Here is a 16,891-nt window from a genome sequence, read left to right on the forward strand (position 1 = left end):
CAAGATATTTTATGAGAAAGAGCTTATTTATCATATTAGGTGCTTACATAGTCCTATCTTCCTGCAGTAAAACATCAGGGTTTCTGGATACTTCAGCACCTGCCTTGGATGAAGCGCAAACATTTACCGACAGTTTGCGCACTATGCAGTTTTTAAACGGGATTTACGCTGAAGGAAATGCTGGTGAAACCAGTTATGCAGGCATCGGGTTTTCCTTCAACAAACGAAGATGGGAAACGCACGGCAACTGGGAAACCTCTGCAGACGATGCAGAATACTCATTAAGCTCTGCCACCCGTCCGTCAGTAATGTTTTATCAGGGCACCTTTTCACCGGCAAACTATGGTTCGAGCCCAAAGGCTACAGATATTTGGGCAACACCGTACCGGAATATACGACGGTGTAATGTGCTGTTAAAAAATATTGACAGGGCGCCTCTTACTACTGTTACCAAAAACCGAATGCGCGGTGAGGCACGGTGTTTACGTGCCTGGTACTATCTGCAGCTGCTTATTGTTTACGGCGGGGTGCCAAACGTAGGGGATAGCGTTTATGGCATCGAAGATTTTATTGATCTTCCGCGTCAAAATTTTGCGGAATTTGTGACTTACCTATCTAACGAGCTGGATCAGGCAATGCAACTGTTGCCTGCACCTAACGCGGCTCCGCCAGCAGGGTACCAGGATGCTGATTTTGGCCGGGTAACTAAAGGAACCGCAATGGGGTTAAAATCAAGGTTGTTGTTATATGCCGCCAGTCCGTTGTTTAATGGCGGTGCCATACCGGCTGCAAATGCACAGCAAAAGGCAATTGTAAGTTACCCGGAGTACAACGTAAGCCGCTGGCAGGCCGCAGCTGATGCAGCTGATGCTGTTATTAATAGCGGATATTATTCTTTAAATGTTAACACTGCCAAACCAGGGCTTGGTTTCTATGAGGTTTTTTTAACCAGGGCCAATAAGGAATATATTTTTATGGTGACCCGTCCAAATAATAAAGATTTTGAGTCTTATTATCTGCCCGGAACAAGGAGTGGGCAGAACTATTCACGCCCTACTCAGGATGTGGTGGATGCGTTTCCAATGCTTAACGGAAAAGCAATTAATGACCCGGCATCTGGTTACAGTCCTAATAATCCTTACGTTAAACGCGATCCGCGGTTTAATTACAGTATCATTTTTAATGGCTCCAGGTATCAAAGTAATTCAAATGTTCAGGATTTTGTTTGGACCTTTACCGGCACCGGATCTAACGGCGATGCATTTTCATCTGGCGGTAATACAGGGTATTTTTGCCGTAAAATGTGCGACAGTACCATAACAAATAACGTAGGTGCCAGCCCGACCAGGAACTGGCCATTGATGCGTTATGCCGAAATATTATTAAACTATGCAGAAGCAATTAACGAAACCGGAAGAATAGACCTTTCTTATCCGAAATTAAGAGAACTTAGGGAAAGGGCAGGCATTGAGCCCGGGGCAGATAACAATTATGGAATGAAAGCCAATATGACGCAGGCCGAAATGCGGGCATTTATTCAAAACGAGCGGAGAATTGAGCTGGCCTTTGAAGATCAGCGTTGGCACGATATAAGAAGGTGGAAAATCGCCATGTCGCTTTACAACGGTGGTCCAAATGGTTTTAACCGGGTAATGCATCCAATACGTGTGGGGTCAGCCGGTTCTTTAACCACCGGAGTTGGCTTAACTTTTACCTACCAGGTCGAAAATAATATTCGTCAGCATGTGTTCAGACCCGAAATGTATTTGTTGCCAATAATGGACGAGGAGATCCGAAAAATGCCGTCGATGATTCAAAATCCAGGGTGGTAAATCAACGCAGCTGATTTGTCTTAAACAAATATAGCTTGATAGATAGTAAATAGTTGTAGTGGTGATACCTGAGTGGCTGTCACCATTACATATTTATACCTGCTGAATATGTTGATTGGCCAAAAAAAGACAGATACGGGCAACTTTTGGAGTGCCATTGGTATATATTAAGGGCACATTTAGGGGTATTGTATAACTTGGTAAAAACATGGTAAAGAATTTCATTGTTATAATTGCCGGAGCATTGCTGCTCATTTCTTCCTCTGCAAGGGCACAGCGGAGTAATAAGATTAGAATCGATGTTCCTTTAGATTCTATTAGGTTGAGCGACCCTTTTATTATGGCCGACCAAAAAACAAATTCTTATTATATGACCGGCACGGGAGGCATGTTATGGAAAAGCAAAAATTTAAAGTTATGGGATGGTCCTTACAACGTGGCTCAGGTCGATACCTCTTCATGGATGGGGCCGAAACCCATGATATGGGCGGCCGAAATACATGAGTATAAAGGTCGCTATTACTATTTTGCCACTTTTACCAACCGTAATATCAAAATTGATAATTATAAGGGTAATACTGTTGAAAGGCGGGCTTGCCATATTTTGGTTAGCAATAAGCCCGATGGCCCATTTGTTCCTATGAAAGACTCGTTGTACCTGCCAGCCAACAAATCAACTCTGGATGCTACCTTGTGGATTGATAAGGATAACAAGCCGTACATGATTTATTGCCACGAGTGGCTGCAAAACTGGAACGGCACGGTAGAAAAAATTGCATTAAAGCCCGATTTAAGTGGCACCACAGGCGAAGGCAAAGTACTGTTCCGGGCCAGCGATTCGCCCTGGAGCAGGGAAAAAGATGAGCAAGGCTTAGAACGGCCCAACCGGGTTACAGACGGGCCTTATTTGTTTCGGACATTAACCGGGCGTTTAGGCATGATATGGACAAGCTGGGTATACAGCGTTTACACGCAAGGCGTTGCCTATTCAAAAAGCGGTACGCTAGACGGCCCCTGGATACAGGAAAAGCTGCCTATTACTCCGCCCGACTATGGGCATGGTATGTTATTCAAAACGTTGGCTGGAAAGACTTTGATGGCTATTCACAGCCACAAAAGTGTAAACGGCCGTTACATCCGGGTGCCTCATCTGTTCGAAGTTGATCTAACCGGCAACCAAATTAAGGTAGGCAATTCTTATCAACCTTAACTGGAAATTTCTACCTTGTGTACTGTTTCTAATAACCAACTTATAGCTCTACTGATCACAAAATTCTACTTCCCATTATATCAATGATGCGCAACTATTGGCTATTGTTACTTTTTTTTTACGCCCTAATATTTGGTAAGCAAGCAAATGCACAACCCACACCAGATAGTGCGGCCTATATTACTGTAGATCTGAACCAGGAAGTTGGACCTATGAAACCAGTATGGGCATGGTTTGGATATGACGAGCCCAATTATACCTACATGAAAGATGGTAAAAAGCTGCTTAGTGAGCTAGCGCAGCTAAGTCCTGTTCCGGTATATGTGCGTACGCACAGCCTGTTGGTAACGGGCGATGGCACAGCCGCTTTAAAGTGGGGGTCAACTAATGCTTATACCGAAGATGCTAACGGTAAGCCGGTTTATAATTGGGCCATTATTGACAGTATTTTTGATACCTACGTTAAACGTGGTATGAAGCCGCTGGCGCAAATTGGTTTTATGCCCCGGGCTTTATCCACCCACCCAGAACCTTACCGGCATTATTGGAAACCCGGCGACCCTTATACGGATATTATCACCGGCTGGGCCTATCCGCCTAAAGACTATGATAAGTGGCGCGAATTAGTATATCAATGGGTAAAGCACTCCGTTGACAGGTATGGTAAAAAGGAAGTGGAAAGTTGGTATTGGGAAGTATGGAACGAGCCCAACGGGTACTACTGGAAAGGCACCCGTGACGAATTCTTTAAACTTTACGATTACGCAGCCGATGGCTTAAAAAAAGCGCTGCCTACTGCAAAAATTGGGGGTATCAACATTGCTGGTACGGGCGGTAAAACTGCTACAGAGTGGACAACTCAATTTATCGAACATTGTATTTCGGGAACTAATTATGCTACCGGCAAAAAGGGAGCTCCTTTAGATGCATTGCTGTTTCATGCCAAAGGTAGTCCCAAGCTTAGCAACGGTGTAGTTAGAATGAATATGTCGCCACAGTTACGCGATATATCAGCAGGATTCAAAATGGCAGCCTCTTACCCCGAAACAAAAAAATTGCCGCTTATTATCGGTGAATCAGATCCGGAAGGCTGTGCGGCCTGCGGTATGGCTACTAACCCCGAGAATGCTTATCGGAACGGCACTCTATACTCCAGCTATACAGCCGCTACCTTTGCGCGTAAGTATTTATTAGCCGACCGTTATCAGGTCAACTTTCTTGGCGCTGTATCGTGGTCATTCGAGTTTGAAAACCAGCCATGGTTTTATGGCTTCCGCGATTTGGCTACAAACGGCGTAGACAAACCGGTTCTGAACGTTTTCAGGATGTTTGGAATGATGAGGGGCGATCGGGTAAAAGTTGACGGCAACCGAATGCTTCCGTTACAAACCGTTGTCGACTCCAGTATCAGAAAAAATAAAACCGAAATAGGAGCGCTTGCCGCCAAGGCGCCAAAATCGGCCGCTGTAATGGTTTGGAACTATCATGATGAGGATAAGCAAGGTTCTGCTGAATCGGTGACACTGACAGTCACAGGAGTGCCGGCCAAGGTGGTTACGGTTAAGGTTTATTTAATTGACCGTGACCACAGTAACTCCTATGAGGTATGGAAAAAGATGGGAGCACCACAAAGTCCAACCACCGTCCAGTTTGCAACATTAGAAAAAGCGGGAAAGCTGCAATGTATACAGGTGAAAAAACAAACGGTTCGTGCCGGTGAAGTAAAGCTGCCTTTAGGCTTGCAGCGTCAGGCTGTGGCTTTAGTAACCCTGAACTGGTAACCAATTTCATAACAACCATCTCCATGAAAAAAGTATTGCTTATAGTTCTGTACTGCGCATTCTCCAACCTGTTATTCGGCCAAACAGCAGGTAAATCTTACTTGTTTACCGAAGGGTGGAAGTTCTATAAAGGCGATGCCGGCCCGCAAGCGCAAACCACTGCTTTTAATGATAACGGCTGGAGGTTAGTTAGCCTGCCGCATGACTGGAGCATTGAAGGGCCTTTCAGTGAGCAATGGGCCAGCGGTACCGGATATCTGCCCGGTGGCATCGGTTGGTATCGTAAAACGTTTCAAGGCGGTGCGTTTCCTTCCTCTGGTAAAACCTTAATTTACTTTGATGGCGTTTACAAAAATAGTGAAGTTTGGATAAACGGACATTTATTAGGCAAACGGCCTAATGGGTTTATACCATTTTATTATGACCTAACTGCCTACCTTAAAAAAGGGAACAACACGCTGGCTGTAAAAGTAGACCATACACAGTTTGCTGATTCGCGTTTTTACACCGGTTCGGGCATTTACCGCAATGTATACCTAATTACCAAAGCGCCGGTGTACATGCCGGTTTGGGGCGTAAAGTTTACAACACCTGTTGTGAACGTTAGTCGTTCGGCGGCTAACGTCGATGTGTTAGTTAATAATTCGTTAAATGAAAAAGCTGCCGTTACGCTTCAGGCTACCTTACGTTATAAAAATGCTACTGTAGCCAGTTCTAAGCAAAACGTTTTAATTCTGGCCAAGGGTTCAACAAGCAGTCACCTTTCTATCGTGGTGAATGATGTGAAGTTATGGTCAGACAGTAACCCTGATTTGTATGACTTACAAGTTGCTGTTATAAAAAATGGAAAGAAAGTTGATGAGTACAGTCAAAAAGTTGGCTTCAGGTCATTAAAGTTTGATGCGGATAAAGGCTTTTTATTGAATGGAAAGAATACCAAACTCAAAGGCGTTTGTATACATCATGATGCAGGCGCTCTGGGCGCTGCGGTGCCTAAAGATGTGTGGGCAAGGCGTTTAAAGTTACTCAAAGCAGCCGGTTGCAATGCCATCAGGATGAGTCATTATCCGCATCAGGATTATATGTACGATTTGTGCGACGAGATGGGTTTTTTGGTAATGGATGAGGCTTTTGATGAATGGGAAGTGGGGAAAAACAAGTGGATAGCAGGCTGGAACGTCGGCAAACCCGGTAAAGACGGCTATCATGAAGCTTTTACAGCATGGGCCCGCCGCGATGTAAAGGATATGGTACTGCGCACACAAAACCATCCGTCAATCATTATGTGGAGCATTGGTAACGAAATTGATTATCCAAACGACCCTTACAGTGCTGAAGTACTAAACACCGGAAGAAACCCGCAAATTTATGGCAAAGGATATCTGCCCGATCATCCGCCGGCAAGCCGCCTTGGCGAGTTGTCTGAAATGCTGGTAAAAGCAGTTAAAGAAGTAGATACTACCAGAGCTGTGACCGCTGCACTTGCCGGTGTAGTCATGTCAAACACTACCACTTATCCGCAAAACTTAGACATTGTGGGGTATAACTATCAAGAATACCGTTATGCTGATGACCATAAAAGTTACCCCAAACGAATAATTTATGGTAGCGAGAACGGAAAAACCGCAGATGCTTGGACCGCTGTAGATACCAGCACGAACGTATTCGGCCAGTTTTTGTGGACAGGTTATGACTTTATTGGTGAGGCCAGAAAATGGCCCGTTAGAAGCAGCGGGGCCGGGTTGTTGGATTTGGCGGGTTTTCCTAAAACGGACTTTTATGCCCGCAAAAGCTTATGGTCAGCCGACCCTGTGATTTACTTAACGGCTTCTAAAGCTACAAATGGTAATGAAGACCGAAGCCAACGCACCTTAAAGCCTTCATGGAACTGGGAAAGGGGAGACAAAATAAGGGTTAATTGCATCTCGAATGTTGAAAGCGCAGCACTTTTTCTTAACGGAAAGTCATTGGGTAGTAAAGAACGAATAGCTTCAAGCGGACAGGGTGCTTTTTGGATGGTGGATTATGAGCCTGGTGAGCTGATGGTAAAAGGCATCAAAGACGGTAAAAGTGTTTCCTTTACATTAAAAACATCTTCGGCAACCGCGCAGATAAAGGCTACGGCTGATAAAAAAATACTTCGATATGCACAAAAGGAGCTTGCGCATATCGAAATACAACTTACAGATAAAGATGGAAATCCGGTTTACGAAGCCGACAACGAGTTATCAATCAGGGTGAAAGGGCCGGCCAAGCTCCTGGGACTCGAAAGCGGCGATTTGGCCAGTCATGAAAGCTACCAGGCTAACCGGCGAAAGGCCTATCATGGCAAACTGCTGGCATATATACAGTCGCAAAAAAGCCCGGGAGTTATTAAAATTAGCGTCAGTTCAGCCGGATTAACACCAGCAATAATAACCCTCAAATCTCAGTAAGCCATTCGTTGCATCTTGATTAAACTAAACTTGTATGAAGATTAGACCCATAAAGTTGCTCATTTTGGTATGTGCTTTAATGCAAGGTGCATTTGGTCAGATTTCCGGTGCTGGCTTAACGGCCGGAAATTTTGCCGCTGGTATGCAACCAAGGAGTACCGTTGCTCCTGATAGCACTCTGGGCAATAAAAGGGTATTCGAGGTAAGTGATCCCGATACACAGCTGAGTCCACTAACGGGTATGACCAGAAAGCATTGGAAGGATGCCGGTGTTTACCTGTTGGCAGGAGCCTTCAACTACATCAAGACGCTTGATGACCCGATGGAGTTCCCTAAACAGCCAGGAAAGAGTTATCCACGTGACGATAAGCCTAATGCTACCGAGAAAATGGAAGGGCTGTGCCGCACCATGTTTATAGCCGGCCCACTTTTAAAAGAACAGCCAGATTTAACTATTAATGGCATTCCTCTGGCGAAATATTACAGGCATCAACTGGGTTTAATGCTCAATCCTCAAAGCAGTACTTACATAGAACCTCGTGCTAAGGGGGGAGGGCCGAGCCAGAAGCTTGTTGAGTTTGGCGGGCTTGCTGCCTCTTTGTTGGTAGCGCCCGAAATCTTTTGGACACCTCTATCAACAGAGGTCAAAGCAAAACTATCCGAAACCATGCTGAGCTATGGTGATGGCCCGACCATAGGGATGAACTGGCGCTATTTTAACATCATGATCTTAAGCTTTTACAAAAGCCAGGGATACCAAGTTAATGAGCCATTGCTTAAAGATTTGATGGAAAAATCTTTAGCTCAATACGATGGGCAAGGGTGGTATAATGATAGTCCGTATTATGATTATTACAGCATGTGGGCATTCCAGATGTATGGAAAAATTTGGTCTGAATATTTTGGTAAGAAATATTACCCGGCATACGCCGCCCAACTGGATAAGAACTTTGATGATTTACAGGATAACTATCCTTACATGTTTTCCAAAAAAGGGGAGATGATTATGTGGGGGCGTAGCATTTCTTATCGAATGGGGGCTGCTGTTCCCTTTCCGTTAATGGGGTTAACTGCCAATCCAACAATTAACTATGGGTGGATGCGGCGTATTGCATCGGGAACCATTCTGCAATTTTTGAAAAACCCCGACTTTTTGAAAGATGACGTGCCAACGCTGGGTTTTTATGGGGCTTTTGAGCCAGCCGTTCAGACTTACAGCTGCAGGGGAAGCGTTTTTTGGTTGGGAAAATTGTTTTTAGGGCTGCTGGTTCCGCCAAACAGCCCGTTTTGGACAGCTAAAGAAAATGAGGGGGCCTGGACCACCCAGTTACAAACGGGCAAGGTATACAACAAATACGCAAATACCTCGAACGTTCTGATTACTGATTATCCGAATATTGGTGCTTCGGAGATTAGGGCGTGGTGTTATAGCAAAACTGTGGGGGTATACCAAGGAACGGAGAATTATACCAGGCTTTCCTACAACAGTGCTTTCCCGTGGCAAGCCGATGGCAAGAATGGTGAAGTGGCAATGGGCTATGTGTTCAAAACTGATAAAGATGAATGGGAGGCCATGCGCATGTTTACTTTTAAGGGATATGATAATGGTGTTTATTACCGCGATGGCGTGTTTGCGTCAAATGATAAAGTAAAAATAAATCTGGCCGAAATTCCACTTCCAAACGGTGTTTTGAGAATAGACAGAAACATGAGTACGGTACCGGCAACCATCAGGTCGGGGCACTACTCACTGCCCGCTGTTAACGGTACAATCAAAAGGGAAACCCGCCGCGTTAAGGGACATCAGGTCGAAATTATAGACAACGGTATTTACCAGCTTGCTTTGGTATCACTCAGTGGATGGGATAAAGTGGAGGTGGTAAATAGTACCGGCTTACATCCTGTTGCGCTAAAAAGTGCGGTTATCGATGTAGAGGATAAGTACGACCCGGCTCAACATTCTGACAATTTATATGCAACGCTGATGCTTTGGAAGAAATCAGGGGAACAATGGTTGAATGAGGAATTGCTGCCAGTTCGTAAAATGAAATATGCAGTTAAAAAAGGAACCGTAAACCTTTCTTTTTACAGTGGGGATAAAAAGGTAGTTGATTTTAACTCGAGAAGTGAAGCGAAATAAAGGTTGAATGCAAATCATCTTTTCTAATACGGTCACATGATCGCGGGGCCGGTTCGCTGTATGCGCAGCTTCATTAACAGCGGCTTTCATTTCCGTTAGTTATAAAATATCTTTTACTTACTTAAGTTCGATAAGTTAAAATTGGGGGATTTGTTTTCGATTGCTGATATTTTTGAATTAATAATGGTTAGCTGCCCTTTAGCATCGGTCGATATGTATAAAGCATGTTTATCCTTCGCCGCAATGCCATAACGCACAATGTTGATGTTGTGCAAACTGGCGTTACTAAGTCTTACTGCCTTGATATTATCTTGCTTAGTTATAACGCTTAGGGCGTTTGAGAGGCTGTTGCTAACTTGGATGTTCTTTATCGCAAGCCCGCTGATACTGCGTTTGTCAAGGCATATCTCTATTGCAGCCCGCCAATCCCATTCATGGTCAAAGCCGCCGCTTGTTTTAATTGCACAGTTTTGTATGGTGGTAACACCTTTAAAGTTGTTATTGACTGTTTTATCACCATTTTCTGTCGGAAACGTAGTGCTTACCAAAATAGCTGAGCCTTGGCAAATATCTGCAAAAGAGCAGTTGGCTATTTCATTGCTGTCACCTCCGTAAATGGCCGCTCCGTTAGCCAGAAAAGGTAACTGGCCCGTACAGTTCTTAATAATGTTGTGTCCAGGTGCAAATTCTTGTTCGCTAAATACGGCTGGCCATATAGCAAAGCAGTCGTCACCCGTTCCTCTTGCCGTGCAATTTTCAATGGTGGATGAGTTCATCCCTACACAGAAGTTAATACCGTCGGCCATTGTGTTCCGCAATCTGCACCCTGTCACTTTCAAATTGCTGGAATTTTCTATCCACATACCCACCTTGGTATGTTCTACCCATATTCGTGAAATTGTTGAATTCGTTCCATAAGAGCCTACAATGCCGTCATTAGCTTCCTTGTCGCCCCTGTAATTAAGGTTTCCGGTTATGGCAAAATCAGCTAGGTGAATATTGCTGCCACGGCCAACTAATCTTACCCGCTTATTAGGATCGGCGTACAACTGGTCATCGCCAACCAATTGGCTGTACCACATTCCGGCTCCGTTAATCTGTATATTTGCAGGCAGTATTATATCTCCGCTTATCTTGAAGACACCGGCAGGAATCCAAACGCTTCTTCCGGTCTCTACAGCCTTGCTTATACACTTATTAAAAGCTTCGGTATAGTCTCCGTTAACCGGAACGGCAATGCTTGGGTCGATAATGGATATGGAACTTGAAGGTGCTTTTAAAGGTAAATCAACGTTTTCAAGGTCCGCCAGGTCAATTGAACAATAAGCAGCTTCATCGCCTTCCTGATCATCACGTTGTATTTTGATAACGTCGCCTTTCTTTACCTGTATTCCGCTCAATCTAGTTTCATCAAAAAAATGCCTGGGCATACCGCCATTAGGGTTGTTGGAAAAAGGGTACTTACCATACAGCCAGGCAAAACGCGATGTTATTTTTTTTTGCTGGTTTAGTTTACCATTCTTGTATACGCCCAGTGTTGCCGTTTGGCCGTTTCCCTGTTTGCTGTCTGGCAAACTGTACCTTATTACCAGTGTATTGGCTGTAACGGTAGCCGTAAATTCAACAAATTGCTTTTTAACACTAAGTTTAATGCAATGCTGGCCGGATGATTCAGTTTCCACTCTATATGGATTATATGTTGGACCCATAACCATGCCGTTTGTACGCATGTTCTCCGCTTCATAAGTGGTCCATAAAATACGGGCGCCACGACCAGGCAGTTCTGTTGCAAAACTTGTTGAAACAAACACCACGAACACTACAAATAAGAATTTCAACCGCATATTAATTGAATTGCTGGGATACCTATGTTATGTAGAATACACCTCGTTTACAAATAGAAGAAATAAGCGGTAATCTTTCCAGCTGTGAAAGTGGAATATAAACCAGGATTGCTCTTTTAATACGCTTTGAGACTGACTAACAGTAATTTATATGTAAATGGGCAACACCAAAATATAAATGTTAGTAGATCTTGGTTTTCATAACTTTATACCACCAGTATGCAAAAGCATTAAGATGAATGTTTTTTACAGCTAAAATTTAAACAATGCCTTAGTTATTAAATCTTTGATTTCCTAACCGGTTTTCTAAGTTTAGTATGCACTTGCTTTTCTTATTAAAAGCAATTAACTATCGTTGGTATAAAAAATTTGCTGAAATTCACAGACCAATTTATAACCAAGTTCTATTATATAATATAAGTTTATGAGGCGTATTGCACTTTGCATAGCTTTTATGGTAATTGCTTTTAAAATTGTTTGGGCAAGCGGTAACGATAAGCTTTTAACACAATTGAATAGCGTAATTGAACAAAAGGCGCAATATGATACCGGCAAGCTAAAAAGGATTTCTGCTTACCAGAAAGAACTTGCCAACGCAAACGATTTAACAGGTCAATACAACATCTGTTTAAGCCTGTATAATGAGTTTAAGGCTTTTAATTATAATAAGGCATTTTTTTATTCGCGAAAGTTGCAACAATTAGGACAGCAACTTAAAGAGCCTTCCAAAATATCGTATGGCAAAATAAAGATGGGCTTCACCATGCTTTCATCGGGCATGTTTAAGGAGGCCTTTGATGTGCTACGAACAGTTAACGTAAAACTGCTGCCCGATACAGTAAGGATGGAATATTACCTGCTAACCGCCCGTACTTATTACGATTTGGCCGATTATGATAAGGACGAGTATTTTACCGCAAATTATAACCAGTTGGCTGGTAAATACATCGATTCTGCTTCCAGGTTCTGTAGTCCGGATTCCTATTCATTTTTGTATTACCACGGACTAAAGTATTTAAAAGCAGGTAATTTTGAATTTGCTATTAACAATTTAAGCCGGCTTATTGCTAATCATAAACTGACTAACCACGAGGTAGCCGTAACTGCATCAACACTAAGCGACGTTTACATACAAACCGGCAAGCCCGATTTGGCCGTAGCGTTACTTGTTAAGGCAGCAATTGCTGATATCAAGACATCAACCAAAGAGACGGCCGCCATGGTAACCCTGGCGCAGTTGCTACATAAACAAGGGGAGGTGAAGAAGGCCTACTTTTATATAAAACAAGCCTTGGACGATGCTACCTATTATGGTGCCAGGCAGCGAAAAATACAGGTTACTGCTATCTTGCCGGTTATAGCCGGCGAGCGTATCAATACCGAAGAAGAGCAGAAGCAATTGCTGTTCTTATATGCAGCTTTGTTAACCGTTTTATCCGTTATAATTGTGGTGTTCGCGTTTATCATTAGCAAACAACTCAAAAAGCTTAAAGCTGCCGATAAAATTATCATGGAGGCCAACCGGGAGCTTCAGCATACCATAGATCAGCTCGATCTTACCAACCATACCCTAAAGCAGACTATACTTAAACTTGATGAAGCTAACCATATTAAAGAAGAATATATTGGCTATTATTTCAACATCATAGCCGATTATATTGATAAGCTGGATAAGTTTAAAAGATCGGTAGAGAACAAGTTGCTTACCAAGAAATTTGAAGACATACGTGTACTTGTCAACAATATAAACCTGCGTAAAGAACGCGAAGAGCTTTTTGTGAATTTCGATAAAGCTTTTTTAAAAATCTATCCAAATTTTGTAAAAGAGTTTAACTCTTACTTTAGCGAAGAAAACCAGGTGAAACTTAATAATGGCCAATTGCTTAACACGGATCTCCGCATTTTTGCACTTATTCGTTTAGGGATTAATGATACCGAAAAGATAGCCCGCATTTTAGAGTATTCACTCAATACCATATACAATTACAAAGCTCGTATTAAAGGCAGATCGACATTACCCAACGATGATTTCGAACATGCAATTATGGCTATAAATGCTATATGACGTAATGGTGCGGTAGTTTTTTAGGTTACATTTCATTTATATTCCGTAATGTTAGTTCTTGTTTTAAGTGTCTCTTTATTAGCGGTTTATGATATGTAATTAGCTAAAAGCGTTTATATTTTTATTTTGAGATTTGCTTACCCCAAGTTAATGCTGTCTCTTTGAATATCGTTACGGCGTGCTTTACCATGCTGCCGCTAACTTTAGCCAATTTTATATAAACCTATAAATTAACCGAATTTATGATGTTAAAGTTCAGGGCTCATTTGACGTCTTGAGAAGCCTCGTACTGCGCTGTTTTAGGCACCACAAAGTTTGCCGCTGCGCATGTTTGATGTGATCGCATGTAAACGGAATGACCGATGGGTATACGACCAGTTAGCCAATTTATTAAACCTATAAACAAGAATTATGTATAAAAAACTGTTACTAAAAAATGTAATGCTTTGCTTTTTCCTGCTGCTATCACACCTGGTGCTGGCACAGAGCATTACAGTAACCGGTAAGGTTACTGATGAAAAAGGGAACCCGCTTCCGGGCGTTACTATAGCCCTGAGGGGGTCCTCAAAAGGCACAAATTCTGATGCGGGCGGTAATTACTCTATTAGCGCCGGCAGCAATGATGTGCTGGTATTTACAACCGTTGGATTTAATAAAAAAGAAGAAACGATTGGTAGCCGCGCATTAATCAATGTGCAGATGAAGGAAGACCAGAGAATGCTTAGTGATGTGGTTGTAGTAGGCTACGGCACCCAGCGCCGCCGCGATTTAACAGGTTCGGTAGGTTCAGTAAAGGGCGATGTCTTTAAAAACCAGCCCATTACTAACCCAACAGAGGCTTTGCAAGGGCGTGTAGCTGGTGTTGATATCATTAAAAGTTCCGGCGCACCTGACGCTACTCCAACTATTATTATACGCGGTCTGGCTTCTTTAAATCAGCCAAACCCGCTTTACATTGTAGATGGCGTACGCGTACCCGATGGTAACAACATTAACCCGCAGGATATTGCTACCATAGATGTGCTGAAAGATGCTAGCTCGGCTGCTATTTATGGCGCTGCGGCTGCGGGCGGCGTAATAGTAATTACTACCAAAAAAGGGGCTGGTGTCGGCACAACGCCAACTATCAATTTTAACGCCCGGTATGGTGTAACTCAGCCTAAGTTGATCAAGCTACTGAATAAAAATGATTTTATCCGCCTGGAAAATATCATCAACCCGTCGTATTTCCAAAATACGGATGGTACAGCCAAAGGAGGCATAGATACTTTGGCCGATACCGATTGGGCCAAAGCATTGTACCGTAATGCTTATGAGCAAAACTATAACTTATCTGTAGCGGGCTCTTCCCCTGTGGTTAATTACTTGTTTTCGGGCTTTTATAACTCCCAAAAGGGTATCTATATAAAAAATTACTCAAACATTGGCGGCGCCCGCATAAATACCGATTATAAGCTAAGTAAATGGCTTAAAATCGGAGAGCAGCTTGCCGTATCGCAACGCAGAACCTCGCCGCCGGTAGGAAGCGAAGCGCAGTTGCACAATGCGCCGTTCCGTACCTTACCGGTTATACCCATAATGGATCGCTTTGGTAAATACGGCGTTGTGCCTAACGGTTATGGTCAGCTATCGCAGTTTGCCGGTACCAACCCGGTTGGCTCAGCTAATTACGCCAACGCACAAAACGCCCGGAATAACCTGCAATCAAACGTATACGCCGACATTACACTTCCGTATGGCTTTAATATTAGAGCTAATTTTAGTTACAATTACTACCTCGAAAATCAGGACTATTTTCAGGATGCGTTCACCATCGGTAAAATATCTGTAGGTAGTAATTCGCTGAACAAGTATTTTATAGAAAGTTCGCAGTTTCTAAGCAACTATGTTTTAAGCTGGAACCATAGCTATGGTAAGCACAATATAAACGCCATTGCAGGTTATGAGCAAATACAAAATAAGTATAATAACCTCAACGCTTCTGAAACCGCTATTGGCCTGCCCGGTTATTCATTCATTCAAACCTCAAATTCTAACTTATCTATTTCAGGCAAAAATGATCCGAACGGATTGATCAAATCAAAATTTGCCAGGTTAAACTATAACTTCAACAGCCGGTATTACCTGTCTGGTTCTGTACGCCAGGATGCCAATTTTGTAGTGTTTGGTCCTAACAAGCAAAAAGGCGTGTTCCCAGCCGCATCAGCGGGATGGAATATTAGTGAAGAGCCGTTCTTTAAGAAATTGCTGCCGGCGTTTACTACATTAAAGCTGCGTGGCAGTTACGGTGAGTTAGGTAATAGTAACATTGGTCCTTACTTATTCAATTCATCTTATCAGCAGTTTCAGGCTACGAATGGTATAGCCTCAGGTGGTCAGAATTTCTCGCCAAATGGTCCGTTCACCATCGCCAATTCTATTAATGCCATACCCAATCCCTCCCTGCATTGGGAAACCATCCGGGAAACTAACCTGGGCATAGATGGTGAGTTGTTAAGCGGCCGCTTATATTTTACGGCAGAGGTGTATAACAAGAACACGGTTGACATGCTTTATAATATTAAGTTACCGCTGAGTACCGGTTTTACAGCTCCATACATAGCTAACATTGGTAAAGTAAATAGCAAGGGTATCGATTTGATGGTAGGTTACCGTAGTAGTGGCAACAGTGCTTTTGGATATGATGTTAGTGCTACAGCAGGTTTTAACCGCAACAAGGTAACCAGTTTATCAGGCCTGGCTACAGATGCTATTTACGATGGCTATAATTATTACAGCGTTGGAGATGCCGGCTTTAACATGATGCCTAATCAAACGCTTACTATTACGCAGGCAGGTTCGCCTTTTGGTTCATTTTACGGGTATAAAGTGCTGGGTATTTTTCAAACAGATGCCGAAGCTGCGGTGCAAAAAGCTGGTGCCGGCTTAGCCCGTGCAGGCGATCTGCACTTTGAGGACGTGAACAAAGATGGCGTTATTAACGATGCCGACCGCCAAATCATTGGCAACCCTAACCCAAAACTGGTTTATGGTATTAACGCCCGCTTTAATTTTAAAGGTTTCGACGCCGCTTTGTTATTTAACGGTGTGGCCGGCGTTGATATATTTAACGGGGTAAAGGCTTATGAGCAATATCCATTTTCTGACGGTAACACCACCAGCCAGGTATTTGGTAACTCTTTCTTAGGCAACAATGGGGTAACCGATCAGCCTCGTCTGGGTATTAAAAATGCCGATGGTTCCTTCACCTTAGATCCTAATAAAAATTTCACTTCAGTTAACAGCTACTTTGTAGAGAGCGGTAGCTACCTAAAATTGAAGAATCTGCAAATTGGCTATACTTTTTCGAGTGCTTTGCTTCAAAAAGCAAAAGTTAAAAATGCAAGGGTGTTTATTATGGGTAACAACCTGTTCACCATCACTAAATACTCGGGTTTAGACCCAGAGTTGGGCAGTGCTGCGTCGGCACAGGGATACTCTGGTGTAACCACGCGCGGTGTAGATGCCGTTTCGCAATATCCGCAAACACGCATTTACTCGGCAGGTATAGATATCAACTTTTAATCATCGCTAATAAAAGCTAA

General features: G+C 43.1%; 8 protein-coding genes. 7 read left to right on the forward strand and 1 reads right to left on the reverse strand.

All coding sequences use genetic code 11. The features are described 5' to 3' along the window. The first annotated feature begins 11 nt into the window (after nucleotides 1-11). The 5 genes from ABDD94_RS08980 (at nucleotide 12) to ABDD94_RS09000 (ending at nucleotide 9,398) form a co-directional block, all read left to right on the forward strand. Nucleotides 12-1,832 carry a RagB/SusD family nutrient uptake outer membrane protein gene (locus ABDD94_RS08980; protein ID WP_345955580.1) on the forward strand — a complete coding sequence of 607 codons (1,821 nt, stop codon included), beginning with the start codon at nucleotides 12-14 and terminating at the stop codon, nucleotides 1,830-1,832. A 208-nt stretch (nucleotides 1,833-2,040) separates the two neighbouring features. Next, the gene (locus ABDD94_RS08985; RefSeq protein WP_345955581.1) at nucleotides 2,041-3,042 is read left to right on the forward strand and encodes a glycoside hydrolase family 43 protein; all 1,002 of its coding nucleotides are present in this window, start codon (nucleotides 2,041-2,043) and stop codon (nucleotides 3,040-3,042) included. A gap of 83 nt (nucleotides 3,043-3,125) precedes the next feature. Further along, entirely contained in the window at nucleotides 3,126-4,823 is a 1,698-nt protein-coding gene (locus ABDD94_RS08990; protein WP_345955582.1) for a beta-xylosidase, read from the forward strand. A 23-nt stretch (nucleotides 4,824-4,846) separates the two neighbouring features. After that, nucleotides 4,847-7,258 carry a glycoside hydrolase family 2 TIM barrel-domain containing protein gene (locus ABDD94_RS08995; protein ID WP_345955583.1) on the forward strand — a complete coding sequence of 804 codons (2,412 nt, stop codon included), beginning with the start codon at nucleotides 4,847-4,849 and terminating at the stop codon, nucleotides 7,256-7,258. A 34-nt stretch (nucleotides 7,259-7,292) separates the two neighbouring features. Then, the gene (locus ABDD94_RS09000) at nucleotides 7,293-9,398 is read left to right on the forward strand and encodes a DUF2264 domain-containing protein (protein WP_345955584.1); all 2,106 of its coding nucleotides are present in this window, start codon (nucleotides 7,293-7,295) and stop codon (nucleotides 9,396-9,398) included. A 113-nt stretch (nucleotides 9,399-9,511) separates the two neighbouring features. Here ABDD94_RS09000 and ABDD94_RS09005 read toward each other — a convergent pair whose 3' ends face one another. Then, entirely contained in the window at nucleotides 9,512-11,242 is a 1,731-nt protein-coding gene (locus tag ABDD94_RS09005) for a glycosyl hydrolase family 28-related protein (RefSeq protein WP_345955585.1), read from the reverse strand. Between the two features lie 424 nt (nucleotides 11,243-11,666). Here ABDD94_RS09005 and ABDD94_RS09010 point away from each other — a divergent pair, with 424 nt between their 5' ends. Both ABDD94_RS09010 and ABDD94_RS09015 read left to right on the forward strand, forming a co-directional pair. Further along, nucleotides 11,667-13,307, forward strand: coding sequence for a DUF6377 domain-containing protein (locus ABDD94_RS09010; protein WP_345955586.1), 1,641 nt, complete (start codon nucleotides 11,667-11,669; stop codon nucleotides 13,305-13,307). A gap of 411 nt (nucleotides 13,308-13,718) precedes the next feature. Beyond that, a complete protein-coding gene (locus ABDD94_RS09015) occupies nucleotides 13,719-16,871 on the forward strand; it encodes a TonB-dependent receptor (protein WP_345955587.1) in 3,153 nt (1,050 codons plus the stop codon). Nucleotides 16,872-16,891 lie beyond the last annotated feature (20 nt).

Origin of the sequence: Mucilaginibacter sp. PAMB04168 (assembly GCF_039634365.2) — a bacterium.
Taxonomy (GTDB): domain Bacteria; phylum Bacteroidota; class Bacteroidia; order Sphingobacteriales; family Sphingobacteriaceae; genus Mucilaginibacter.